Raw genomic sequence first — 24802 nt, 5'->3', positions numbered from 1 at the left:
TTATTGACAAGCGATTCAACTCTCATTTACTGTAAAATGTGGCATGAACTTCGAGGAGGCAGCGATTGTGGATAATACGATATCGGTCATCGTATATGAGAAAAGCGAGGACGGAAGCTTGCGCGCTATCGATGAGCGGACATGGACGACCGCGATGGTCGTATCGCTTGAACACGTGAATTACATTACGATCGGCAATCAAGAGTATAAAACGTTGGAAGGCCGATTGAATTTGGATACGGGCATGCTTGAAATCTTGGTCGTCGCTATGCGCAACGAATAGGACGCGGGCATTGGGGAGGGGAAACATGTTGAAACGGGAAGAAGAACGGGCGGAGTCTCTGAGGAGCAAGCTGTTTACGAAGGACGGCAAGCCTTTGCGCATTTTGTCCACGTCGCTCGGCTTGGCGTTGCTGGCGAATGCCGCTTTCGGCACGATCGCCCATGCGGAGGGCGAAACGGGGACGGAGCAGCCAAAGCTGGTCGAATGGTCCTCGGATGAAGTGAAGCAGTATTTCGATCCTGCCGTCGATTGGAACATTCCGATGCTGGACGAGGAGGACAACGGCGCTGCTGGCGCCGTAGAGCCGAATTCGAATGCTGGAACGGGCAGCACGGCAGGCACGGGCACCTCGGGGAGCTCCGGCGATACGATTATCATTAATAACGGTTCGACTTCCATTTTCGGCTGGGACGATCTGATGCTTTACCATTTGCTGTTTAACCAAGGTTCGTCGTACTCGACAACGCGCTGGTATTCGTCGCATACGACATACAACGGAACGACGCATCAGCCGTACAAGGCGAAGACCTATACGAGCGACAGCTTCCAGAACAAGCCTGTCGTGGGCTCCACGGTTCGTCCGAAGACGACGTCGAACAGCGGAACCATTACGCGCCGTTCCAAATCGACCTCGTCCAGTCCAGGCGGTATCGGCGGCAATTCAAGTACGCTCAGCACGAAGAACGGCTCTTCGAGTTCCTCTTCCGGCAGTTCCTCCAGCAGCTCGTCTAGAAGCTCGTCCAGCCATTCAAGTGGAGGTTTCGGAGGTTGACGAAGCATGTATTTGAAGTCATCGGACAGCCGCATGCGGATCGCGCCGCCAGAGTCGCGCAATTGCGCGAGCTCGGATTCGGATGGGCGGACATCGAAGACGAACCCTATTGGATCGATCAGCTTGTCCTCATGCCGCGCGCATTATACGGCGAGCTGGAGGCTGCTTCCGCGAAGCTATGGCATATTCTTGATAAGACGGCTCGCCATGTGATGGGAAAGCCGGAATTTTATGAACTGCTCGGCATTCCCGACGTGCTGTGGGATGCGCTCGACCTGCTGCCCGTGCCGCCGAAGGGACTCATCAGCAAGTATGCCAGATTTGATTTTGCCATATCGAATGAAGGCGCGATCAAGCTGCTGGAGCTGAATGCGGACACGCCGACAGGGTATGTGGAGGCGGCCATCGCTACGCCGTGGCTCTGCAGCGAAGCCGGCGTCGCCTCTCCGAATGAAGGCATGGCCGGATATGTTGCCGCAGCCTGGGGCGAGGAACGCCTCGAAGCAGCAGCCTGCGTCGACTACGGCACGCATATCGAGGATTCCGGCACCATTGAAGCGCTGGCGAAGCACAGCGGCTTGCCGATGCGGTGCCTGGACTGCCTGGATCTCTGGGTCGATGAAGGCATCATGAAGGACGGAGAAGGTAACACGATTCGAAGCCTGTTCGCGTTGTATCCGAAGGAATGGATGGCCGTGGACGAAGGGGGAGAAGCGTTCGCGTATGCCGTGGAGAACGGGGAGCTGAAGCTGCATAATCCGATTCACAGCATCGTGCTTCAGTCGAAAGGACTGCTCGCAGCCGTATGGGGACTGTATGAACTCGGCATGCTGTTCGACCCGGAGGAACGGGAAGCGATCGGCCAATACATGCTCCCTGCTTACAACAATCCGGTCTTCGAAGGCAGCTTCGTCTCGAAGTCGATGTTCGGCCGGGAGGGCGGGTCTGTCCGCTTATTCGACGGGGAAGGCGAGCTGGAGCTGGCGGACGAAGACGGTTTCGACACAAGCGAGCTGTTCCCGCTCGTATTTCAGAAGCGGGCCGAGCTTGCCCGCATTCATACCGCGGAAGGCGAACTGCACCTGTTGACGGGCATGTTCGTTATTAATGGAACGCCTTGCGGCATGCTTGGGCGGGCAGGAGGCCCGATTACGGGCAATACAAGCCATTTCGTAGCATTGGGAGTGAGAGACTGATGATGAAACTAATCCGGGCGGGGAAGCCGGCACGGCTGTACAGGCTTGTTCTGCCCGTTGTGCTGGCGGGCTTGCTGCTGAGCGCCTGCAACTCCTCGAATCAGGCATCCGTGTTGTCGACGACGCAAGCATCCGACACGGCCGATAGCGCGCAGGAAGGTAAAATTCCTTGGGATTATCGGATCGTGCAAGGCGACGTCGGCGATTTGGTAGGCGGCGACATGGTGATTCTGCCGGATAACGCGCTGCTGCCGAATGACGGCAACTATGCCACGGGCGATAAAGTATGGACGCTGCAATATATGACGGCCGAGATGACCACGACCGAAACCGGCAGCGACCAGATTCAACTGTCTGCCTGGCAGGCGATCAAGTCCTATCCGGACGAAGCGAAGGCGAAGGCTGACCTGGCCAACGTGAAAGTTGACCTGCAGACGACCGTCCAGCTCGTCGGCGTGTATAAGACGTCGTATCAAGGCAAATCACGCCAGTTTGCCGTTATTACGCTGCCGTCGGGCAATCAGCTCAAGCAGCCGATCGACGAGCAGCGGTATGCAAAGATGAAGAGCTTGAAGCAGGTGCTGATCAAGCTGGAAGAAATCCACGATTACGCCGATTATGATCTGGCATATGCTAAATTCCGGGGGTGGGCCGAATGACGATCGTCATTAATCTTGTAGTCAGCGTCGTCTCGTTTATTGGGCTTCAATTGTTAGGCATGCTCATATTCAGCTGGATGACGCCGTTCCGCGATATGGATGAACTGCGCAAAGGCAATGTCGCCGTCGGTCTGGCTCTCGGAGGCAAATTTCTGGCCACCGCGGTAATTCTCGGCGTGGCCGCGTACACGAACACATCGATTTGGTATGTTATGATGTGGTTTGCGGTCGGCTATGTTTGCCTGATCGCCGCTTATTGGATTTTCGAGCTGGTCACGCCGAACTTGAACGTGGCCGAGCATTTGCAGAAGGGCAATGTGGCCATTGGCACGCTGTTGTTCTGCGTATTTCTCGGAACGAGCTTCGCGGTCAGCAGTCTAATTATTTAATCGCTTCGCTGTTTATCCAGCTGCTGAGCAAGCAGAATGGCTGCGATAGCTGCGAGGTTACCTGGCTATTATCATTAGCGCATAGAATCGACAATACCGGCTGCCTTTATGGGCAGACCGGTTTTTTGTGTGATCAGATAGGTAAATTGAGAACTACAAATCACAATTGAAACCATTTTACCGTTAGGACTAAAGGAGTAAGATTACCTTGTAAGCGCAACCAGTAAGCGCAATCACAATGAAACAGGGGGAAGAGTACATGAAAAAAACAATTGCATACTCGATGGTTTCACTCCTTATGGTTACAACTTTGGCGGCTTGTGGCAGCAACAATGAAAGCGATAACAATAGCAAGGCCAATAACGCTGGCAACGATACGACGGCAAATGCCGGTACAACGAACAATGCCGGAACGACGAACAACGGCGGTACGGCGAATGCCGGCGGCGACGCGGACATCAGCGGCAAAGTCGTATTCCTGACGAACCGTACGGATATGGTAGATAAAGAGTACAAGGACTACGAGAAGCGTTTCGAAGCAAAATATCCGAAGGTGGACCTGCAATTCGAAGCGATCACGGATTATGACAAGAACGAGAAAATCCGCATCGCGTCGGGCAGCTTCCCGGACGTCGTCCTGCTGAGCACGCTGATCCCGAATGCCGATTTCCCGAAATACTTCGCTCCGCTTGACGACGTCAAGTTCGACGGCGACATCTACTTCAAAGATTTCAAATCGTTCGACGGCAAATCGTACGGGATCTCCTCCGGTAACAGCACGGTCGGTATCGTATACAACAAGCAGGCGTTCGCGAAAGCCGGCATCACGGACGTTCCGAAAACGTACGACGAGTTCCTCGCAGCGTGCCAGAAGCTGAAAGACGCCGGCATCGTGCCGCTCGCGTCCAACTTCAAGGACAAATGGCCGCTCGGCGCTTGGTACAACGACGTGCCTGCAGTCATCACGGGCAAAGCCGACACGGCTAACAGCCGTAAAGACACGGACACGCCATACACGCTGGACAACACGTACGGCAAGTCGTTCTCCATCCTGAAGGAGCTGTACACGAAAGGCTTCCTGGAGAAAGACGTGAACTCCACGAACTGGGAACAATCCAAGAAGGACGTAGCGCAAGGCAAATTCGGCATGTACCTGCTCGGCAACTGGGTCATCAACCAAGTCGTTGATGCAGGCGCGAAGACAGAAGACGTAGGCTTCTTCCCATTCCCTGCCGACAACTCCGGCCAAGCGAAAGCGCCTTTGAATCCGGACTGGTTCTACGGCGTGAATAAAGACGGCAACGTAGCGGCAGCCAAAGCGTTCATCCAATGGATGATCGAAGAATCCGGCTACGACGATTTCGCGGGCTTCATTCCGACGCTGAAGAGCAAAGAGCCTAAACTGGCGCAATTGACGGAATTCAACAGCTACAACCCTACGTTCGTCGAAGCGGTTCCGACCGACGATACGGCGCTGAGCATCCAGAACAAAGCGCAAATCGACATGGACGCGCTCGTTCAAGAGTTCGTGCTTGCCAAGGATCCGCAGAAAGTATTCGACAAAGTGAACGGCCAATGGGCGAAAGCGAGAAAAGAATTCGTTAAATAATCCAGCCACTCTCGTCCGATGACCGGTGATGGGCGCTCCTGCTGATAACGGCAGGGGCGCTCGCATCCGTCAGACGCCTGAAAGGAATGATGCACCATGCTCAGCAACCTATCGTTCAAGAAACAGCGATTAATCATCATCCTGGGATTCACGATCATCCCGTTACTATTGCTTCTTACGTTCTCGTATTACCCGACGCTTGAATTGATTCATCTGAGCTTCACCAATTGGGACGGCATGAGTCCAGATAAAAGCTGGATCGGCTGGGACAACTATAAAGAGGTTTTCTCGAACTCCGAGCTCTTCGGTGTCTTCACGCATAACTTCGCTTACTTCGCGGTAGGTATCGTCCAGAACATTGCGGCCATTTACTTTGCAATCGTCTTGAACGGCAAGCTGAAAGGAAAGCTGTTCTTCCGCCTGCTGCTCTTTTTACCATACATCCTGAACGGCGTTGCGGTTTCTTATCTGTTCGGCTACGTCTTCGATACGACGAACGGATCGTTGAACCTGCTGCTCCACTCCATTGGCCTCAGCGGCGATACGAGCTGGCTCGGCAATGAGCATTTCGTCAACTTTACCCTTGCCTCCATCGGATTCTGGAAGTTCATGGGCTTCAATATGGTCATTTACTTAGCGGCGCTGCAGTCCATTCCCGGCGACCTTTACGAGGCGGCGAGCATCGACGGCGCTACGGGCTGGAAGCAGTTCCTGTACATTACGCTGCCGAACATCTATAAGATCATCGAGCTTAACTTCTTCCTGACGGTGACGGGCGCGCTCGAGGTGTTCGACCTGCCATTCGTCTTGACGAACGGCGGTCCGGCGGGCCACAGTGAAACGTACGTCATGAAAATTCTCGAAACGGCGTTCCAATTCAACAACTACGGCCTTGCATCGGCCATGAGCGTCGTCCTGCTCCTATTCGTAGTCGTCGTGCTCTCCATCCAACGGCTTATCTTCAGCAGAAAGGGGGAATAAAGCATGGTCGCGCGAAATCCGGTATGGAATACCGTTAAATATTTGTCGCTGCTCGTCGCTTCGTTTCTCGTCTTATTCCCGCCTTACATCATTGTCGTAAACGCGTTCAAAACAAAGGACGAATTCAATACGAAATCGACGATGTCGCTGCCCGATTCGTTCATCCACTTGGCCAACTTCGGCCATGCGTTCGAACAGGCGAACATGAGCAGGGCGTTCGGCAATACGCTCATTATCGTAGCGGTCACCTTGTTCTTTAATATTTTGCTGGGATCGGCGTTCTGTTATGCGGTCGGCCGTTTTAACTTCAAGGGAAAAGGGCTGCTCCTCGGATTGTTCCTGATGGCGACGGTCATTCCGTCCATTACGACGCAGGTCGTCAACTACAAGACGATTCAGCATCTGCACTTGACGAACACGCTCGGAGGTCCCATCCTTCTATACATCGGGGCGGACATTCTGCAGATCTACATCTACCTGCAGTTCATTCGCAACATCCCTTATGATCTCGACGAATGCGCGATGATCGAGGGCGCGTCGCTGTTCCGGATCTACTGGCAAGTGATTTTCCCATTGCTCGCGCCGGCGACGGCGACGATCATCATCTTGAAGACGATCAGCATCTACAACGATATGTACACGCCATTCCTATACATGCCGAAGCCGGAACTGGTCGTCGTATCGACATCGCTTATGAGGTTCTTCGGCGTGAACAGCGGCGATTGGCAGAGCGTGTCCGCGGCGATCATCATGATTATGATTCCGACGGCAGTCATCTACTTGTTCCTGCAGAAGTATATTTTCGCAGGCGTCACTAGCGGAGCGGTAAAATAAAGCGCAGCGAGGTAAACTACCCATCATGTACGTAATCCGAATCGGCCGGGAGGTGAAGCAGCGCGATGAAAATCATGATCGTCGACGACGAACAGTTTATTCGACTGGGCCTTGAGAAAATCATTACGAAAATGGACCCGGAGCTTCACGTGCTCGGTTCATTCGGTAACGGCCAGGAGGCGCTTGCCTTCCTGACCAAGCACGAAAGCCAGAAGCCGGACGTGCTCATTACGGACATTAAGATGCCGATGATGGATGGGCTGAAGCTCATCGAGATCGTGAAAGAGAAGCACAAGGATATTTCGATCATCGTACTCAGCGGCTTCAGCGATTTCGAATACGCGCGGACGGCGCTCCGGTACGGCGTAAAGGAATATTTGCTCAAACCGGTCGACAAGAGCGCGCTGTTCGATTTGTTGAATCGGCTGCGGCTGGAGCGCGGGCAGGCTTCCGCGGCGACGCCGGAGCCCGAGGAAACCGAGCCGGGCGCGGAGCAAGAGCATTATATTATCGAAGAGATCAAGGTAATCCTGGATCGCGAGTTCGATAAAAACTTCGAGCTGGAGCGGCTTGCCGACACGATCGGAATGAATGCGAGTTACATCAGCCGGCTGTTCAAGCATAAGACGTCGATGACGATCACGGACTATCTCATTCAAACGCGCATCGACAAGGCCAAGCAGTTTCTGACGGATCATCCGCATCTGAAGAATTACGAGATTTCGCATCTTGTCGGCTACAGCGATCCGGTATATTTCAACAAGCTGTTCAAGAAAATCGTCGGCGTGACGCCGAAGGATTATAAGGAAAAGCACGGGTAAGCATCAAGCAGATCAGCTGGTAATAGGAAAGCTTCCTATCCCTTTGAGAGGGGTGGGAAGCTTTTTTTGTTTTTTGCGTGAACAAGGCTTTTTGTTTTTGTTATCGAACACCATAATTTATGAACATAACCTTGTTATTATCGAAGCGTTACAGTAGATTATGACTAAACGCCGCGCTGCTGGAGGAATACATTTATCTTACATTCGAGAAGCATACATACGAGATTCATCATCTTGACGACGATCGTGGTATTCGTCACCATTCTCGCAACGTCGTTATTCATGTGGGCACAGTTCGGCAATGTGACCCGGAAAATTTCGAGCGAGTACGCGCAATTTTATACGGATAAGCTGGTCGGGGATCTGGGAAGCTACATCAACCGCGAGATCGGGATCGCCGTAAGCGCTTCGAGGAATTCCGCGATCGTGGATTGGATGAAGAACGAAGAGGACGGGCAGCGGCGAGCGGCCGCGTTCCAAGAACTTCAAACGGTGCTTCAAGTCCTACATGACAAGAACGGATTTATCGCTCTGGAGGGCTCCAAGCAGTCTTACTATATGAAGGATCGATCCGACGGGATGTACATCGAGGCGCAGGGCGTACTGAATAAGGCCAATACGGCGGATGCGTGGTATTTCAATACGCTGCAGGAGACTCCGCCCTACAATATGAATATCGAGTACAACCGGTTATTGCATGTCACGCGGGTGTGGATCAATGTCAAGGTTCGGGAGGACGGCCGGAATCTAGGCGTATTCGGAACCGGCCTGACGATTGATTCGATCCTTCATAATATCTTCTCCAAGTATCAGCATGATGGCGCCAAATCGGTCATCGTGAACGGTCAAGGTCAAATCGTGGTGGACTCCGACAGCTCGGAAGCGGAATGGGATCGCAAAGAGTTGAATGAAACGCTATTCCAATACAGCGACGATCCGTTGTTCACAGAGCAAGCCAAGGACTATCTGGCCGATGCCGGCAGCCCGACCGTCATTCGAATGGATCATAACCATTATCAGTATGCCGCGTTCGCGCCGATATTGGATTCCAATTGGCATGTCGTCACCTTTTTCAGGAAAAATGCGCTGTACGCACCGGTGAATTTCAAATTTATCGTCGGCATGTTTCTGCTGATCGTACTCGTGTTGTCGATTGCGATCAGCTTGATCGTGCAGAAGATCTTTACGGCCCCGTTTCAGAAATTGAAAGCCAGTCTGCAAGGGAAGGAAGCCTATCAGAATCATAGTATTTACGGCCTTGAACGGAAGGATGAGTTTGGCGTCCTGGCGAACTCGATTCAGAAGATGACGGATCGCATCGTGCAGTCTGTTCCGGTCGGCATCTTCCTGCTCGATCCCAAAGGCCGTCTGCTCTACGGCAATCCTTGCTTCCTCAGCCAGTTTGATTGCGAGACGAAGGAGCAGTTCCAGCAGTGGGCGCAGCAGGAGCGCGCTTCGCTGTTCGCGCGGCAGGAGGATCTTGACCGGGTACAGGCCGTTGTCCGCGAATCGCTGGAGGAATGCTTCATCGAAGCTGAATTATTAAGCCGGAGACAGCAATCCTTCTGGGCCGAAATTCATCTCACCAAGGTTCCGAATCAGCAGGCGGGCTATCACTACGAAGGCATCTTGATTAACGTGCAGGTCAAAAAATATTACGAACAAAACTTGATCGATATGGCTGCGACGGATCGCTTGACCGGCGTGTTTAATCGCCATCATTTCGAACAAACGGCGATGGGCGAGCTCGACCGGCATGAACGTTCTGGCGTCCGGTGCACGTTGATCTTCTTCGACTTGGATCATTTCAAGTGCGTGAACGATAACTGGGGACATGATGCGGGCGACGAGGTACTCGTGAATACCGCGGACATCGTTCGGGAATCCACGAGAAAGTCGGATATCATCCTGCGCTGGGGCGGCGAGGAATTCGCCGTCTTGCTTGTGGATTGCGGCTTGGCGGAAGGCGGCCGCGTCGCGGAGGAAATTCGCTTGAAGCTGGCCAATTGGCAGCATCCGATCGCGGGCGTCGTCACGGCAAGCTTCGGCGTCGTGCAGCGCAGCGGCGCAGAGGCGTACGCCGATTGGTTCAAACGCGGGGATCTTGCGTTGTATAAAGCGAAACAGAGCGGGAGGAACCGGGTTGTAATCGATGAAGCTTAATGGATGCCCGGAATTAGCCGCTAATCATGGGCCCTGGCATCCTCACGGAATCTTGCCGGCGGTATTTTCATAAGACTGCTGAACGTCCGCGTGAAATAATGAACCGAACCGAATCCCGTCGCTTCGGCGATTTCTTTGATGGAGCGCTCGGTGTACCGGAGCATTTCGGCGGCCCGGCGGATGCGCTGCTTGCGCACGTAGACGGTGTACGACTCGTAGACGCCGGATGCGAAGAGGCGCGAGAGATGGCGGGGCGAGACGCTGATCTGCGCCGCGACTTTCTCGAGCGATAGATCGTCGTCGCTCAGATTGTCGGTAATGAACAGCTTCGCCTGCTTCAGCAGGGCGGAAGCGCTGCGCCGCGGCGCGGTCCATTCTTCTTGGCGCGGCTTGCCGAAGACGGACGGGAACGACTGCAGCAGCGAAGCAGCCAGCTGCGTCAGCACGGATTCCGGCAGCGAAGCGTTGTCGCCGGCGCGGCGAAGCATCGCGCGCCACAGCTGCGCCACGGCTAGTTCGTCGCCGTCGTGGACGATGAACGTATCCGTCTCGGCCAGCGCTTGAAAGGCGTCGCGTACGGACTCGGAGCTGTCGCCCTCTTCCAGCTCGAACGCAACGAAGACGATCGCCAGCTCCGGATCGCATTCGATATAGTGCGTAATGCCCGGACGCGAGCAGAACAGGGTTCCTTTGGTTAACGGGAACAGCTTGCCGTCGTCCAGGTACGTACCTTTGCCGCCGAGCACGTAGCAAACCTCGAAGAAGGAATGCTTGTGCAGGAAGTTGGACATCAAATGCTCGCTCACGCCCCAATAATGAACGGTGAACACCGCGTCCTCCGTCTTCAGCCGCAGCGCGTATTGATTGAGCCACGTATCGGTTTCGTTCCATAAGTACATGGCAGGTTCCGACCTCCAATATTGAGAATGTCCTCATAAGACAAAAAGCTGGCTTCTTCGGCTAAAGATCATAAACCCTTGAATCATCTACAATAAAGCCATAGGAAAGCGATTCCGCCAACAGGAGGCTATTACGATGATTAAACCACAGGATGTAGATTTTTACAATGAACAAGGGTATCTGCTCGTGAAAGGCGTTTTCAACAAAGAAGAGGTCGAAGTCATGCGGACGGCAGTCGGTGCGATCATCGATCGCGCGGCGAAAGCGAACCGTGACCATAACGCGCAATGGCAAGGGGATTTCCTGCCGCCGGAAGAATTGAAGAAGCTGGTGCTGAAAGGCTTCCACGACGTGCACTATCATGATTCTTCGTTCCTTCGCGCGCTGATGCATCCGAACATGACATCCGTCTTGTCGCAGCTGATCGGACCGAACGTGCAGCTTCACCATTCCAAAATGCTCGTGAAGCCGCCGGAAAACGGCGCCGCGTTCCCGATGCACCAGGATGCACCTTACTTCCCGCACGAGAAGCACACGATGCTTGCGGCAAGCGTTCATCTGGACGACGCGAACGTCGAGAACGGCTGCCTGCACGTTATGCCGGGCTCCCATAAACAAGGTACGCTGCCGCACGTAGGCAGACATTACCTGAACGCGAAGGAATATCCGGTTTCCGACGGCGTGCCTTGCATCGCGGAAGCGGGCGACGTGTTGTTCTTCAACTATTTGACGATCCACGGTTCTCCGCAGAACCGCAGCGAGCGCAACCGCCGCAACGTGCTGTTCCAATACCGCAGCGCGACGGACTTCCCGGTGACCAAGGAGCATTTTGACTGGGGCATGGGCCTTATGGTTTGCGGCGAAAATCCGAATTTCGATAAAGTGCATCCGGAGTTTACGATTGTTTAAGACGGAAGAGATAACCGGCAGGAGCTTAGGCTTCTGCCGTTTTTTTGCGTGCGCGGCCGAAAAAAATTCCAAGCCGCGAAACCTTGCGCGCGTCTGACGGCTCTAATGAGTAGAAGCATGAGGGGAGCTGTAAGCGAAAGTGGACGATATCGGATGGACCGAACTTGCAAAGGAAGGATCGCGCGAAGCGTTTATTGCGCTTATTCGCCGGAATGAATCGCTGCTGTATTCCATCGCGCACCGGATGCTGACCTCCCAGTCGGATTCGCTCGACGCGATTCAGGAAACGATTCTCCTCGCGTACAAAGAAATCGTTAATCTGAGGGAACCGGCGTATTTCCGCACATGGCTCGTTCGGATTCTGATTAATGAATGCAGACGGGTGAACCGGCATCATCGGAAAGTCATTCCTGTGGAGCAATTTCGCGGCAAGCAGGAAGGCTCGCAGACGTTGGAGTCGGATTTGGAATTGATGGATTTGCTGAATGGGCTGGATATGGAGCATAAGGAGATCGTCGTACTGTTCTATGTGGAGGACTTATCGATTAAAGAGATCGCGGGCATCGTGGAATTAAGCGAGAACGGCGTGAAGTCCAGGCTGCACCGGGCGCGGCAAAAGCTGGCTTCATTAATGACGGAACCGGCGTGGAAGGAGGAGCTGCGATGAACAGAATGGACGGGGACGAGCGATTGGCGGACATGCTGCGAAACAATCGGCCGGCTGTTCCGGCACAGGTGCATGAAGGAATCGAGCGGCGGCTGGCCTCGCTTCCGGAACGAAACGGAATGCCGAAGCGAAGAGGCGAGCCGAAGCGTCGTATCATGCGCACTTGGGTTGCGGCCGCAACGGGAATTATGCTGTTGGCTGGTGCGATGCTCCTCTTCAACGGGACGAGTTCATTCGCCGCAACTTTGAAGGAGAAGCTGCACTCGATCTTCGTCGACAGCGGGGACCCGGCGCTAATGGTGGAAGGGTCGAAAGACGAGCTTGGTATTTTGTTCGAGAAAACGGACCATGATTATACGATTCGCGTTCATGAAGCGATGTTTGACGGGCAGCGTCTGTCGCTCAGTTATTCCCTCTCGCATCCGGGCGGGATACCGAAATCGCTATGGGTGAGACCGGCTTTCCAATTGGATGCCGCGATGAAACAGATGTTTCCGGGCATCGTTGGCACGGATGGCGGAGGGATTCAGGGCGATTCGAAAATCGGCGTCGTCAATTATTATTTCCTCGGCTCAACCCAGGCTCCGGATAAGCTGAAGTTGAACATCGATGTGAAGGGAATTGCCATCTTCGAGGATCCGGCCAAGCAGCGACTGCTCTCCGGGGATTGGAGTTTTCAGCTGCCGGTGGAGAAGAAGGGCGAACCGGTCCGGAATGTAGCTGCAGCGAAACTTCCGGCGGTTATCGACGAGGACGTGCATTTCGCGGTGAAGCAAGTCCGCACCGCTTCGCGTTCGACGCTATGGCGATTTTATTGGACATACCCAAGCAGCCTGCAGCCGAATGTGCCGGGAAAAGGGACGCCGAAATATGATGTGCGTTACCAGATCACCGCGGCGGGCAAAGAGATGACGGCAGCGCTCGATTACAAATCCGGAGGAAGGCTGAAGAAAGACGGGCAGGTCGTGAACGGCATGAGCTACGAGGACGATACGCTCGTAACCGAGCAGCTGCCCGAAGATGCGACGGAAGTGACGATCACGCCGATCTTGCGAACATGGAACGCGAACGGGTCGTCCGGCTATAAGGAGACGCCGTTGAAAGCATTTGTCGTCAGGGTGCCGGTGGAGTAACCATGGACAGTACATTGGAGGAAAACCGACCGGCACGCATACGTGGATAATGAAAAGCATACTAAAAGGTCGAGAGGTCCGGTGGACCTTCTCGACACGCAGGCCGCCCGGGCAGGGCGGCTTATTTATTGTGTTTTCCCGGTTTGGCGGGCTTCTGTTTGGTGAGCTCCCGTTTGTTGAACTACCGTCCACCGTGTCGCGAGTTCTCCCTATTAATGAACTCTTCTTCATTATAGGCGCCGCTTCTTCGTTGCCCGCCGCCCGTTTTGCGACTTGATCGGCTTTGCGAACGGCCATCTTCATATAGAGTTCATTTATGTTTGCTATTGTGGGAAGCGGATAAGACGATACAGAGAGGTGGACTCAGACCTTATGGAACGCTCAAGTATAAAAATGATGGCGGCTGCGATGCTGATTTCGGTCTTGCTTGCCGGTTGCGGCGATAAGAATGACGCGCAATCCGCCAATAGCGGACAAGCTGCGAGCGTGAACGGGCAGCCTACGGCGCAGGATGCGGGCAGCGGCAACGGCACGCAGCAGCCGGATCGGACGGCCGACTATTTTGCCAAAGTGGTAAAGGTGTCCGGCGATTCCATCATCGTGCAGAAATCGACAATGTCGCCGGCCGACATGCCGTCCTTCGGCGGCGGCAGGCAGGGCGGCCGGCGTCCGCAAGGCGGCCAAGGCCAAGGCGCAGGCAATGGCCAGCAGGGCGAAGGAGCGAATGGCGGCGCTGCAACGAACGGCACCGCAGCGAACGGCGGGGCCGGCGCTCAAGCCCCGGTTCAGGGCCAAGCCCAAGGCGGCCAAGGCGCGAACGGCCAGGCTGGCGGTCAAGGCGGTAATCGCCAGGGCGGACGTTTCGGAGGCGGAGGCGGCTTCATGAATCAGATGAAGTTTGCCGACGAGCAAGTAACCGTTCCCGTCAACGCGGATACCGAAATCGTCAAGATGGGCCGCGGGCAGAACGGCATGACGACCGACACCTTGAAGGCGACCGACCTGAAAGAAGGCGACGTTCTCATGGTATGGCTTGGTTCGGACAATACGACGGCGAAGTACATTAGACTGCAATTTAATCCTGCAGATATGAGCAATGGGGGAAAGGCGGGTAACGGACAATGAGAAAATGGTGGCTGCTTGGACTCGGCGTGCTCATCGTTGCGGCGGGAGTCGTTTATTATTTGAAGCGGGATTCGAAGGAAACGGCCGCGGCTCCGATCGTTCAGACGACACAGGTAACGAGGGGCACGATCGAAGTCAGCGTCAGCGGTACGGGAAGCTTGGCGCCGATCGATACGGCGACGGTCAAAGCGACGGCGCAGGGCACGGTCGAGAAAGTGAACGTGGCCGAAGGTTCCGTCGTGAAGAAAGGCGACGTGCTTCTGACAATCGAAGGCGAAGACAACAGCGATAAAATCAAATCCGAACAGCTGAATTTGGAAAGCCAGCTGCTGGATTTGCAAGATACGCAAAACAAGCTGAAATCTGCAGCGGACGAGAGCAGCGTAGACAGCATCAAGCTGAGTTTGAAAAAGGCGCAGCTGCAAATCGATCAGACCCGGGGAGACATCGCCGATCTGCAGGATGCGGAAGCCGGCGATACGATCACGGCGCCGATTGACGGGACGATTACGACATTGAGCGTCGCCGAAGGCGACTCGCTTAATCCGTCCACCGAGCTGATGGCAATTTCTAACTATGCGAAGCTCCAAATGGTCGTCGGCATCGACGAGCTGGACATCTCCAAAGTGAAAAAAGGGCAAGCGGCAACGATTTCCGTCGAGGCACTGTCCGACAAATCGTATACCGGCAAGGTCGTCAAAATCGCGGACGAAGGAACGGCGAGCAACGGCGTCGCATCGTTCGACGTCACGGTAGCGCTGGATAAAGTGGATGGCCTGAAGAGCGGCATGTCGGCAGAGGCCAGCATTGAAGTCGAGAAGAAAGAAAATACGCTGATGCTGCCAATCGATGCGGTACAGTCGCTGGGCAACCGTTACATGGTATTCGTTCCGGCTGCAGCAGGCGGCACGGGTACGGCGGGCGGCGCTGGCGCAGCAGGCGCCCAAGGCCAAGGAGCAACAGGCGCTCAAGGCCAAGGAACAGAAGGCGCCAAAGGCCAAGGAACGGCAGGCGGCCAAGGTCAAGGGGCAGCAGGCGGCTATGGCGGCGGACGCGGCCAAGGCCAAGGCCAAGGAGCGGCAGGCGGCTATGGCGGACGGGGCCAAGGCCAAGGAGCAGCAGGCGGATACGGCGGACGCGGGCAAGGCGGTTACGGCGGCGGCTTCGGCGGCGGTCAAGGCGGATACGCGGGCCGTACGAACGCACGGAGCGGCACCAGCGCTAACAGCCGTTTCGGAAACGGAACGCCGACAGTGATTACGGTCGGCATTCACAATGAAGACTATATCGAGGTGCTTTCGGGACTGTCCGAAGGCGAGCGCGTAATTGTTCCAACGGTTATTGCGGCTTCTTCTACGAATCAACAGAAGCAAGGCTTCGCGGCAGGCGGCTTCGGCGGTCTTGGCGGAGGCGCTGCCTTTGGCGGCGGAGGCGGATTTGGCGGCGGAGGCGGCTTCGGTGGAGGTGCCCAACGTGCAGGCGCAACAACGCGTGCATCCGGCGGAGGCGGCGGTGCTGGCGGCGGAGGTACGAGATAATGGAAGCCAATCGTGAACCGCTGATTCGCATCGAAACGCTGTCGAAGCTGTACAAAATGGGCGGCGAAACCGTTCATGCGCTGAACGAAATTTCGCTCCGCGTCGATCACGGCGATTTCTTGGCCATCATCGGACCGTCGGGCTCCGGCAAATCGACGCTCATGAACGTCATCGGCTGTCTCGACGGCCCGAGTTCGGGCAAGTATTGGCTGGACGGCGAGGAAGTGAGCCGGCTCCGCGAGAGCCGGCTGGCGGAAATACGGAATCGCAAGATCGGGTTTATTTTCCAGGGCTTCAACCTGCTCAACAAGCTGTCGGCGCTCGAGAACGTGGAACTGCCGCTTATCTATCGCGGCGTTCCGGCGAAGCAGCGCAAAGAGCAGGCGATCGAGGCGCTGACGAAGGTCGGCCTCGAAGAACGGGTGCGCCACAAGCCGAGCGAGCTGTCCGGGGGACAGCAGCAGCGGGTGGCCATCGCGCGGGCGCTGGCGGGCAATCCGCCGATCCTGCTTGCCGATGAACCGACCGGAGCGCTGGATACGCGTACGGGCGCCGAGGTTATGCAGCTCATGAAGGAATTGAACGGACAGGGACATACGATCGTGCTGATCACGCATGACATCGCCATCTCCCAACAAGCCAGAAGGGTCATCCGCATTCAGGACGGCCAAATCAGCGAAGAAGGCGGTGAGAGACGTGAACGTCAGTCAAGCCTTCAAAATGGCGGCTAAGAGCATACTCGCGAACAAAATGCGCTCTTTGCTCACGATGCTGGGCATCATTATCGGCGTAGCTGCGGTCATCGCGCTCGTCGGCGTCGGCCAAGGCACGACCAAGCAGGTCACCGACCAGGTCGAGAGCCTTGGCACCAACCTGCTGACCGTCAGCATCACGGGGCGCGGCTCCAAGACGACGCTTGATTATAAAGAAGCGGAAGACATTACGAATACGTCGGACATCGAATTCGCCGCGCCGTACAACCAGTCGAACGCGACGGTGAAGAACGGCAGCGAGAGCACGAGCGTGAGCGTTGTCGGCACGACGGCCGATTACCTCGATGTCAAAGACTACAGCATCGCCGCTGGCCGGTTCGTGGCGCAGATCGATCTGGACTATTACCAGAAGATCGCGGTGCTCGGCTCCACGACGGCGACGGACTTGTTCGGGACGACGAACGCCGTCGGCAATACGTTCCTGATCAACGGCGTCCGCTACAAAGTCGTCGGCGTGCTGGCGTCGAAGGGCAGCTCACTGACGGGCTCCAACGACGAAATCGTCATCATTCCGATTACGACCTCCGAACGGCTGTTCAAGTCCAAAGGGGTCAAGTCGATCAACGTGCAAGTCGCGGAATCCGATAAAATGAACGCGGTCATGACGGAGCTCGAAACCGCGCTCAGCAAGAAATTCCGCGGCGACACGAACAGCTACCGCGTGTTCAACCAACAGGACCTGCTGGATTCGTTCAGCAGCATCTCGGATACGCTGTCGCTCGCGCTCGGCGGCGTGGCGGCGATTTCCCTGCTCGTCGGCGGCATCGGGATCATGAACATCATGCTCGTGTCCGTCACGGAGCGGACGCGTGAGATCGGCATCCGCAAGGCGATCGGCGCGAAGAAGAAGGATATTCTGACCCAATTCCTCATCGAAGCGATCGCGCTCAGCGGATTAGGAGGCGTGCTCGGCGTCGGCATCGGACTCGGGACCGCGCAGCTGCTCCAGAAGTTCGCGGACATGACCGTCGTCGTTTCCTTCCCGATCATGGGTCTTGCGTTCGGCTTCTCCGTCTTCATCGGCGTCGTGTTCGGCCTCTTCCCGGCGAACAAGGCTTCGAGCCTGCGGCCGATCGAAGCACTGCGTTTCGAGTAAGAACAAGAAGCGGCACGATGACTTTTCTAAAGCAGCCGGACAGAGACTCGTTCTCTCGTCCGGCTGTCTGCGTTTTGACGGGAGGGGCTATTTTTAGCTACCTGATCGCCTTTTTTTTATATTTACGCCTTACCGGGGCTCGTATACGCTAATGAGATGAACCCTTATACCGAGATGAAGAGGTGCTTGCTTTGAAATCGAAATTCATTTATTCGCCGCCGGCTAACGGCTATCCGGAATGGAACAACAACCCGGAAATATTCGAGCTTAACCGAATGAAGGCGCACGCGACGCTGATGCCATTCGATTCCGTGGAAGAAGCGATTCGCGGCGACCGCGCCGCATCGCGCAGTTATATGTCGCTGAACGGCATGTGGAAATTCGCATTCGCCGAGAATCCGTCGAAGCGGATCGTGAATTTCTACGAAGACGGCTACGACCACGCGGAGTGGGCGGAAATCAAAGTTCCCGCGCATTGGCAGCTGCAAGGCTACGATTATCCGCAATATACGAATATCCGTTATCCGTGGGAAGCGTCGGAGAATCTCGTGCAGCCATTCGCGCCAACGAAATACAATCCCGTCGGCTCCTACGTCCGCAGCTTCACGGTACCGGACAGCTGGGCGGGACAGCCGGTATTCATCAGCTTCCAGGGCGTTGAATCCGCATTCTACGTCTGGGTAAACGGAGAGCTTGTCGGCTACAGCGAGGATACGTTCACGCCGGCGGAGTTTGACCTGACGCCGTACCTGCGGGCGGGGGAGAACAAGCTAGCCGTTGAAGTGTACCGCTGGTGCGACGCAAGCTGGCTGGAGGATCAGGATTTCTGGCGGATGAGCGGCATCTTCCGCGATGTGTACCTGTACGCGGCGCCGAAAGCGCATGTGTACGATTTCTTCGCGACGACGGAGCTCGATGCGGCGTATCAAGATGCCGAGTTGAAGCTGAGCGCGACGGTGATGAATTATTTCGAGGAGCACCTCGGTACGGTGACGGTCGAGGCTCAGTTGTACGGCTCGGACGGCCAAGCGGTGCTTCCGCAGCCGATCACCGTGCATGCCGCGTTCGGCAGCGGCAGCAGCGAGCTGGAGATCGACGCGGTCGCGAGCGTTGCCGATCCGTTGAAATGGAGCGCCGAGCAGCCGAATCTTTACACCCTCGTCATTTCCTTAAAGGATGAGGAAGGCCGTCTGCTGGAGGCCGTCAGCACCCGGATCGGCTTCCGCAAATTCGAAATCAAGGATAAGCTGATGCTGATCAACGGCAAACGCATCGTCTTCAAAGGCGTCAACCGTCACGAGTTTTCCTGCCATACCGGCCGGGCGCTCGGGTATGAGGATATGCTGATGGACGTGAAGCTGATGAAGAACTACAACATCAATGCCGTACGGACCTCGCATTATCCGAATCATCCGCGCTGGTACGAACTATGCGATGAATACGGCTTGTACGTCATCGATGAAACGAATCTGGAAACGCACGGAAGCTGGGATTACGGGCAGACGGAGCTGCTGCATCGCAACGTGCCCGCGAGCCATCCGACATGGACGGCCAATGTGCTCGACCGTGCCAATTCCATGCTGCAGCGCGACAAGAATCACCCTTCCATTCTGATGTGGTCGCTCGGCAACGAATCGTTCGGCGGCGACAACTTCATCCGAATGCATGATTTTCTTCAAGAGGCGGATCCATCGCGGATCGTGCACTACGAAGGCGTCTCGCTCTGGCGGGAATCGGAAGCCGCATCGGACGTGGAAAGCCAAATGTACACGCCGCCTGCGAAAGTAGCGGAATATGCGGCGGACCCGCGCTCGCGGAAGCCGTTCATTCTATGCGAGTACAGCCATGCCATGGGGAATTCAAGCGGCGGCCTGCACCTCTACACCGAGCTGTTCGACAAGTTCCCGCTTGCGCAGGGCGGGTTTATCTGGGATTGGGTCGACCAGGCGATCTGGACGACGAACGCGGACGGCGTGCCGTATATGGCGTACGGCGGCGATTTCGGCGAGCAGCCGCATGACGGCAATTTCTGCGGCAACGGGCTGATTTTCGCCGACCGAACCGTTTCGCCGAAGCTGCTGGAAGTGAAACAGTGCTACCAGAACGCATCGATCACGGCCGTTGATTTGCGTCAAGGCAGCGTAAGCGTGCTGAACAAATATCTCTTTACCGATTTGGAAGCTTTCACGCTGCAATGGTCCGTTGCGTTGAATGGGAACGAAGCCGCTTCCGGCAGCTTGAACGTATCGGCGGCGCCCGGCGAGAAGGCCGACGTCGCGATCCCGCTTCCGGAACGGCAGCAAGGGGAAGGCGAAGCCGTATTGACGATAAGCCTTCATACGAAAGAAGCTTCCCAGTGGGCGGAAGCCGGCCATGAAGTCGCGTTCCAGCAGTTCGTGCTTCCGGACGCGCCGCAGGCGGCAGGTTCGATCGGTCGTGCAGAGCGCGCGCCTGGCTCCATCGAGGTGGCGGAAGATGGCGGCAAGCTGATCGTTCGCGGCGAAGCGTTCTCCGTCGCGGTGGATCAAGGAGACGGCAGCCTCGTCTCCTATAACGTTGGCGGCACCGAGCTGCTGAAGGGTGCGATGGCGCCGAATTTCTGGCGTGCGTACACGGACAACGACCGCGGCAACAGTCATCTCGCGCGCTGCGCGACCTGGCGTTCCGCGGGCGAGGAACGTTCGCTCCGCTCCTTGGTCTGGGAGCAGCAACCGGATCGCGTCATCGTCCATGCGGAATTTACGCTGCCGACGACAACGGAATCGCAATGCTCCGTCACGTACAGCATCCTGGGCAGCGGCGCTGTCGAGGTCGGTTTGCAGCTGACGCCAGGCGATGATCTGCCCGAAATTCCGGAAATCGGCATGATGCTGTCCATGGACGGCTCGTTCGACCGGCTGGAATGGTACGGCAAAGGACCGCACGAGTCGTATTGGGACCGCCAGCACGGCGCGAAGATCGGCCGCTACAGCAGCACGGTCGCGGAGCAGTTCGTGCCGTATCTCCGTCCGCAGGAATGCGGCAACAAAGTGGCCGTCCGCGATGCTGCGGTCAGCAATGCAGAAGGCGCATCGCTGCGGATCGCAGGCGAACCGCTGATCGAGCTGAACGCACTGCCTTACGCGCCGTTCGAGCTGGAAGCTCATGATCATGTCTATAAGCTGCCGGCAAGCGACAAAACGGTCGTGCGCATCAATCATAAGCAAATGGGCGTCGGCGGAGACAACAGCTGGGGCGCGCAGGCACATCCGCAGTATGTGCTGCATGCGAACCGGACGTATTCATTCCGCTTCACGTTGACTGGCATAACATCCCGTTAACAACAAGAAGCGCCCCGGCGAAGCCGGCATACACGCGCGTGTATGCCGGCCCTCCGGGGCGCTTTTCTATTTCGAGCCTATCGTGATTCGGTAGGTTTAGTATTGCGTTCATATTAATAAATCGATAAGTTCGAATGGTACGATCAGTTAATTGTCGACGACGACGCTTTGCCCTTCTTCAAGGCCTTTGACGATTTCAATGCTGTCGCTCGTACGGAGGCCGATCTCGACATCCACTTCCTTGACGCGGTCATTCTCGATCGTTTCGACGAAATTTCTGCCGAACATCGATTTCAGCGCCGGGCGAGGAATCATCAGCACGTTGTCGCGCTTATCCAGGAACAGCTTGATGTCCGCGTAAGAACCGATCTTCAAAGCCGGCTGCGGCGCGTCCAAGGCAATGACGAGCGACTTGGCGTTGCGGCGGTTGAGCGCGTCGTCGGTGCTCTTCGGTGCGGTTGACGGCGTTTGAATAACTTTGCCGTTGTATGACTTATCGTCCAGGTTCAGCGCAACCTCGGTGCCGTCTTTCACGGCTTTGATCTTGGAGACGTCGGTGGCCTCATAGACGAAATTCACTTTGTTCGGATTCGCGATGACGGCCATTGTGTCGTTGGCCGTTACGGCTTCGCCGGGCTTCAAATCGTTCAAGTACGTAATCATGCCGTCGGCCGGAGAGAACAGCAAAGCCTTGTTATACTCCTTCTGAAGCGCGTCCAGCTGCAGCTTCTCGGCTTCCACGCTGATCTTGGCATTGCGCACGTCATCCGAGTCCGCGCCCTGCATGACGGCGTCTTGATACGAGAGCTCCCGCTGCTCGACCGTTAGTTTCTGCAGCTTGAGCCTGATCGGCAAGTCGCCGGTATCCAGCTCCGCGATCGGCGCGCCGGTTTTGACGTGATCGCCTTCGGCAACGTAAAACTTCTTCAGAATGCCGCCGGATTCCGGAAAGGATACGCTTTCATTTACGTCGGAAACGGCGGTGGCAGAGGAAGTCAGATACAGCTCCATGTTGCCGCGAGTGACGGGAGCGACCTCGTGCTCCTCGGTTTTCGAGGTCAGCTTCGGCGGGTCGAGCGGTTCTTCTTCGTTCGGCAGGACGGAGCAGCCGGTCAGCAGCGTCACCGCGACGCACAAGGCGGCTGCGCGGCGAGGCAGGAAACGGCGAAAGGACGACTTTGCATGAATCATAGCAGGAGAGATTCTCCCTTCATATTTGTGATGGAGTACGGCTTGTACCAAATATGTCATTATATACAAAGCATAACTGCGGCGAATAGTCATGTCAACGTTTTCATAGACGTTCATCCTGCCAAAAATGGTAAAATGAGAGAATGTCAAACTAGATACGAGTATGCGAAAGGTGGTTAGCACGTTGACAACAGCTGCTGCGCGCACGGCTGTACTGCGGACCGGTACAGTGTACGCGATTCTGTTCGCGATCAGCTCCGTTCATCTATTGAACGATACGATGCAGGCGGTCGTAAGTGCCTTGTTTCCGGTCTTCAAAGATTCGCTTCATCTCACCTATGGACAGATGGGCTGGATCGCCTTCACGCTCAATATGACGTCATCCGTCATGCAGCCGATCGTCGGCTACTTCTCGGACAAGCGTCCCATGCCGTGGATGCTGCCGGCCGGGATGGGGATGAGCCTGCTCGGCATGGCCGGACTGGCTTATGCGCCGGGCTTCATCTATGTATTGTTATCGGTCGTATTCGTCGGCCTCGGTTCCGCGGTGTTTCATCCGGAAGGCTCGCGGGTCGTCTATTTCGCTTCGGGCGGCCGCCGGGGGCTTGCGCAGTCCATCTATCAAGTCGGCGGGAATACGGGCAGCTCGTTGGCGCCGCTCATGACGATTTTCATTTTCCTCCCGCTCGGCCAGCCCGGCGCGATCTGGGGAACGTTGCTGGCCGCAGCGGCGATCGCGGTGCTCCTCCGCGTCGTGCCTTGGTACAAGACGCAGCTGAACGAACACGGCAAGCCGGCCAAGAAGGGAAGAGCCGCAGCCGCAGCTCCGAGTGCCGCGCCTGCGACGCGGTCCGTTATCCTGTTCGCGATGTCGGTGCTGGTGATCATGGTGTTCGCGAGATCGTGGTATATGAGCGGCATCTCCAACTTCTACAATTTCTTCGCGGAAGAGAAGTACGGGTTGTCGGTCAAAGCGGCGCAGGTGCCGATCTTCCTGTTCATGGCGGCCGGGGTGCTCGGTACATTCTTCGGCGGCGTGCTGGCGGACAGGATCGGACGGAAGCGGATGATCGTATCCTCGATCGGCGGCGCTGCGCCGTTCGCGCTGCTGCTGCCGCATTTGGCGCTCGGCTGGGTATATCCCGTCAGTTTCGTGCTCGGGTTTATTCTGATGTCGGGCTTCTCGGTCAGCGTCGTCTACGCGCAGGAGCTTATTCCGAACAACGTGGGCATGGCGTCCGGCTTGATCACGGGTTTCGCCTTCGGCATGGGGGCGCTTGGCGCGATCGTGCTTGGCCATGCGGCCGAGGCATGGGGGCTGGACAAGGTGATGAACTACACCAGCATCCTGCCGCTGCTCGGACTGCTGGCCGTCTTGCTTCCGCCTGACCGGCGCGCGGCGTCGTAGCTGCGTGACGCGAGCGGACTGTCCGGATAAGCGGGCGCATATGCAACGTAAAGAACCTTCAATTCCACTCGTAACGTGGAATTGGAGGTTTTTTTGTTAGGCGTCCAACGATGCTGGGATGGCCGGCCGGTATTTTATAAGCCCCATTGCAATATTTTTAGGAGAACTAGAAGGAATTCCCATTAAAAAGGCGAATATATATTCGCATATTCATCTCATTCTTGCGGGAGGCGATTACAGATGGGGAAACAGATCGGCAGTTCGCTCAGCGTGCTGGTCGTGTCGGATATCGCGCGGTCGCGGCGGTATTACAGGGAAGTGCTGGGCTTCGACGTTACGGACTGGTGGGCGGAGCGGGACGGTTTGAACGGCATGGCGCTGAAGCTGCATCAGGCGCCCGAAGGATTCAAGCCGGTGCCGAACCCGGCGGAGACAGGCGCGGATACGGGAATCGACGTGCAAGGCTATACGGAAACATGGGCAGGACTCGACAGCCTGTACGAAGAGTTCAAGAGCAAAGGAGCCAAGTTCGCCCGAGAGCCTGTCGTTTACGAAGACCTCGGTCCGTGGAAAGAGTTCGTCGTCGAGGATCCGGACGGGTACCATCTGGCTTTCGGCGGGATTGACGGAGGCCGGGCGCACAACAGTATCCAGCCGCAAATCAATGCCGGCATCCTATGGGTCCGCGACTTGGACCTTGCCGTGGAACGTTACGGCAAATTAATGGGCCTGCAGGTGCGGGAAGAAGATCGGTACGGCAAACTCCATCTGTTCCACATCGACAACGGCACGCATCTGATGCTGGATTCGCATGGCATGGAGGAAGCGCCGGTAACGGAACGGGGCGCGCCGCTGCTTAAGCTCAGCGCCTATGATATTGAGCGCGCGAAGAGCGAAGCGCTTCAGCATGGATTCGAAGTCGTCTACGACATTCAGCGGCTGCCGACGGTCAGTTATTTCAACATTCGCGACGAAGACGGCAATGTCTTGATGATTACGCAAGATCTCGTTTCATTCTGACCTTTGGAGGCTGAG

At 56.1% G+C, this 24802-nt stretch carries 22 protein-coding genes; 20 read left to right on the top strand and 2 right to left on the bottom strand.

Annotated features, from left to right (window positions below; all coding sequences use genetic code 11):
* Positions 1-67 precede the first annotated feature (67 nt).
* From GZH47_RS09465 to GZH47_RS09420, 10 genes are all read left to right on the top strand, one after another.
* Complete coding sequence (locus GZH47_RS09465) at positions 68-283, top strand: hypothetical protein (RefSeq protein WP_162639871.1); 216 nt, start codon at positions 68-70, stop codon at positions 281-283.
* 25 nt (positions 284-308) lie between these two features.
* Positions 309-1055 (top strand): hypothetical protein, encoded by a 747-nt coding sequence (locus tag GZH47_RS09460; protein ID WP_225446411.1) that lies wholly within the window; start codon positions 309-311, stop codon positions 1053-1055.
* The gene (locus tag GZH47_RS09455) at positions 1052-2251 is read left to right on the top strand and encodes a glutathionylspermidine synthase family protein (protein WP_162639870.1); all 1200 of its coding nucleotides are present in this window, start codon (positions 1052-1054) and stop codon (positions 2249-2251) included. The genes GZH47_RS09460 and GZH47_RS09455 overlap by 4 nt, the downstream gene beginning before the upstream one ends.
* Positions 2251-2910, top strand: coding sequence for a hypothetical protein (locus tag GZH47_RS09450; protein ID WP_162639869.1), 660 nt, complete (start codon positions 2251-2253; stop codon positions 2908-2910). Before GZH47_RS09455 ends, GZH47_RS09450 begins: the two co-directional genes overlap by 1 nt.
* The gene (locus GZH47_RS09445) at positions 2907-3299 is read left to right on the top strand and encodes a DUF350 domain-containing protein (protein ID WP_162639868.1); all 393 of its coding nucleotides are present in this window, start codon (positions 2907-2909) and stop codon (positions 3297-3299) included. The genes GZH47_RS09450 and GZH47_RS09445 overlap by 4 nt, the downstream gene beginning before the upstream one ends.
* Before the next feature lie 259 nt (positions 3300-3558).
* Positions 3559-4908, top strand: a complete 1350-nt coding sequence (locus GZH47_RS09440) for an ABC transporter substrate-binding protein (protein WP_162639867.1) — start codon at positions 3559-3561, stop codon at positions 4906-4908.
* 96 nt (positions 4909-5004) lie between these two features.
* Positions 5005-5889 (top strand): carbohydrate ABC transporter permease, encoded by an 885-nt coding sequence (locus GZH47_RS09435; RefSeq protein ID WP_162639866.1) that lies wholly within the window; start codon positions 5005-5007, stop codon positions 5887-5889.
* Between the two features lie 3 nt (positions 5890-5892).
* Complete coding sequence (locus tag GZH47_RS09430) at positions 5893-6723, top strand: carbohydrate ABC transporter permease (RefSeq protein WP_162639865.1); 831 nt, start codon at positions 5893-5895, stop codon at positions 6721-6723.
* A gap of 65 nt (positions 6724-6788) precedes the next feature.
* Positions 6789-7544: a response regulator transcription factor gene (locus tag GZH47_RS09425; protein ID WP_162639864.1), complete on the top strand. Its 756-nt coding sequence runs from the start codon at positions 6789-6791 to the stop codon at positions 7542-7544.
* A 234-nt stretch (positions 7545-7778) separates the two neighbouring features.
* Entirely contained in the window at positions 7779-9707 is a 1929-nt protein-coding gene (locus GZH47_RS09420) for a sensor domain-containing diguanylate cyclase (protein ID WP_162639863.1), read from the top strand.
* 20 nt (positions 9708-9727) lie between these two features.
* Here the strand turns inward: GZH47_RS09420 and GZH47_RS09415 are convergent, their stop codons facing one another.
* Entirely contained in the window at positions 9728-10606 is an 879-nt protein-coding gene (locus GZH47_RS09415) for a helix-turn-helix domain-containing protein (RefSeq protein ID WP_162639862.1), read from the bottom strand.
* 136 nt (positions 10607-10742) lie between these two features.
* Here GZH47_RS09415 and GZH47_RS09410 point away from each other — a divergent pair, with 136 nt between their 5' ends.
* From GZH47_RS09410 to GZH47_RS09375, 8 genes are all read left to right on the top strand, one after another.
* Entirely contained in the window at positions 10743-11516 is a 774-nt protein-coding gene (locus tag GZH47_RS09410) for a phytanoyl-CoA dioxygenase family protein (RefSeq protein WP_162639861.1), read from the top strand.
* 139 nt (positions 11517-11655) lie between these two features.
* A complete protein-coding gene (locus GZH47_RS09405) occupies positions 11656-12183 on the top strand; it encodes a sigma-70 family RNA polymerase sigma factor (RefSeq protein ID WP_162639860.1) in 528 nt (175 codons plus the stop codon).
* Positions 12180-13316 (top strand): DUF4179 domain-containing protein, encoded by a 1137-nt coding sequence (locus GZH47_RS09400; RefSeq protein WP_162639859.1) that lies wholly within the window; start codon positions 12180-12182, stop codon positions 13314-13316. The genes GZH47_RS09405 and GZH47_RS09400 overlap by 4 nt, the downstream gene beginning before the upstream one ends.
* A 372-nt stretch (positions 13317-13688) precedes the next feature.
* A complete protein-coding gene (locus GZH47_RS09395) occupies positions 13689-14441 on the top strand; it encodes a hypothetical protein (RefSeq protein WP_162639858.1) in 753 nt (250 codons plus the stop codon).
* Complete coding sequence (locus GZH47_RS09390; protein ID WP_162639857.1) at positions 14438-15979, top strand: efflux RND transporter periplasmic adaptor subunit; 1542 nt, start codon at positions 14438-14440, stop codon at positions 15977-15979. Before GZH47_RS09395 ends, GZH47_RS09390 begins: the two co-directional genes overlap by 4 nt.
* Complete coding sequence (locus GZH47_RS09385; RefSeq protein WP_162639856.1) at positions 15979-16710, top strand: ABC transporter ATP-binding protein; 732 nt, start codon at positions 15979-15981, stop codon at positions 16708-16710. The genes GZH47_RS09390 and GZH47_RS09385 overlap by 1 nt, the downstream gene beginning before the upstream one ends.
* Entirely contained in the window at positions 16676-17848 is a 1173-nt protein-coding gene (locus GZH47_RS09380) for an ABC transporter permease (RefSeq protein ID WP_162639855.1), read from the top strand. The genes GZH47_RS09385 and GZH47_RS09380 overlap by 35 nt, the downstream gene beginning before the upstream one ends.
* Positions 17849-18039: 191 nt before the next feature.
* A complete protein-coding gene (locus tag GZH47_RS09375; protein WP_192043599.1) occupies positions 18040-21168 on the top strand; it encodes a beta-galactosidase, LacZ type in 3129 nt (1042 codons plus the stop codon).
* Positions 21169-21315: 147 nt separating this feature from the next.
* On the opposite strand, the gene GZH47_RS09370 is transcribed toward GZH47_RS09375, so the two are convergent.
* Positions 21316-22359: an efflux RND transporter periplasmic adaptor subunit gene (locus GZH47_RS09370; RefSeq protein ID WP_162639854.1), complete on the bottom strand. Its 1044-nt coding sequence runs from the start codon at positions 22357-22359 to the stop codon at positions 21316-21318.
* A gap of 163 nt (positions 22360-22522) precedes the next feature.
* Between GZH47_RS09370 and GZH47_RS09365 the strand changes: the two genes are divergently transcribed.
* Positions 22523-23767 (top strand): MFS transporter, encoded by a 1245-nt coding sequence (locus GZH47_RS09365; protein WP_162639853.1) that lies wholly within the window; start codon positions 22523-22525, stop codon positions 23765-23767.
* Positions 23768-24007: 240 nt separating this feature from the next.
* Positions 24008-24787 carry a VOC family protein gene (locus GZH47_RS09360; protein WP_162639852.1) on the top strand — a complete coding sequence of 260 codons (780 nt, stop codon included), beginning with the start codon at positions 24008-24010 and terminating at the stop codon, positions 24785-24787.
* Positions 24788-24802 lie beyond the last annotated feature (15 nt).

Source organism: Paenibacillus rhizovicinus, assembly GCF_010365285.1.
Classification (GTDB): domain Bacteria; phylum Bacillota; class Bacilli; order Paenibacillales; family Paenibacillaceae; genus Paenibacillus_Z; species Paenibacillus_Z rhizovicinus.
This window is presented reverse-complemented; position numbering and strand designations above follow the sequence as displayed.

Excerpts from the sequence above, each read along its gene's own strand:
- GZH47_RS09360 (WP_162639852.1), top strand. The coding sequence starts at position 24,008 with ATGGGGAAACAGATCGGCAGTTCGCTCAGCGTGCTGGTCGTGTCGGAT.
- GZH47_RS09415 (WP_162639862.1), bottom strand. The coding sequence starts at position 10,606 with ATGTACTTATGGAACGAAACCGATACGTGGCTCAATCAATACGCGCTG.
- GZH47_RS09390 (WP_162639857.1), top strand. The coding sequence starts at position 14,438 with ATGAGAAAATGGTGGCTGCTTGGACTCGGCGTGCTCATCGTTGCGGCG.
- GZH47_RS09410 (WP_162639861.1), top strand. The coding sequence starts at position 10,743 with ATGATTAAACCACAGGATGTAGATTTTTACAATGAACAAGGGTATCTG.
- GZH47_RS09435 (WP_162639866.1), top strand. The coding sequence starts at position 5,005 with ATGCTCAGCAACCTATCGTTCAAGAAACAGCGATTAATCATCATCCTG.
- GZH47_RS09445 (WP_162639868.1), top strand. The coding sequence starts at position 2,907 with ATGACGATCGTCATTAATCTTGTAGTCAGCGTCGTCTCGTTTATTGGG.
- GZH47_RS09450 (WP_162639869.1), top strand. The coding sequence starts at position 2,251 with ATGATGAAACTAATCCGGGCGGGGAAGCCGGCACGGCTGTACAGGCTT.
- GZH47_RS09425 (WP_162639864.1), top strand. The coding sequence starts at position 6,789 with ATGAAAATCATGATCGTCGACGACGAACAGTTTATTCGACTGGGCCTT.
- GZH47_RS09440 (WP_162639867.1), top strand. The coding sequence starts at position 3,559 with ATGAAAAAAACAATTGCATACTCGATGGTTTCACTCCTTATGGTTACA.
- GZH47_RS09460 (WP_225446411.1), top strand. The coding sequence starts at position 309 with ATGTTGAAACGGGAAGAAGAACGGGCGGAGTCTCTGAGGAGCAAGCTG.
- GZH47_RS09370 (WP_162639854.1), bottom strand. The coding sequence starts at position 22,359 with ATGATTCATGCAAAGTCGTCCTTTCGCCGTTTCCTGCCTCGCCGCGCA.
- GZH47_RS09385 (WP_162639856.1), top strand. The coding sequence starts at position 15,979 with ATGGAAGCCAATCGTGAACCGCTGATTCGCATCGAAACGCTGTCGAAG.
- GZH47_RS09365 (WP_162639853.1), top strand. The coding sequence starts at position 22,523 with ATGCGAAAGGTGGTTAGCACGTTGACAACAGCTGCTGCGCGCACGGCT.
- GZH47_RS09400 (WP_162639859.1), top strand. The coding sequence starts at position 12,180 with ATGAACAGAATGGACGGGGACGAGCGATTGGCGGACATGCTGCGAAAC.
- GZH47_RS09430 (WP_162639865.1), top strand. The coding sequence starts at position 5,893 with ATGGTCGCGCGAAATCCGGTATGGAATACCGTTAAATATTTGTCGCTG.
- GZH47_RS09395 (WP_162639858.1), top strand. The coding sequence starts at position 13,689 with ATGGAACGCTCAAGTATAAAAATGATGGCGGCTGCGATGCTGATTTCG.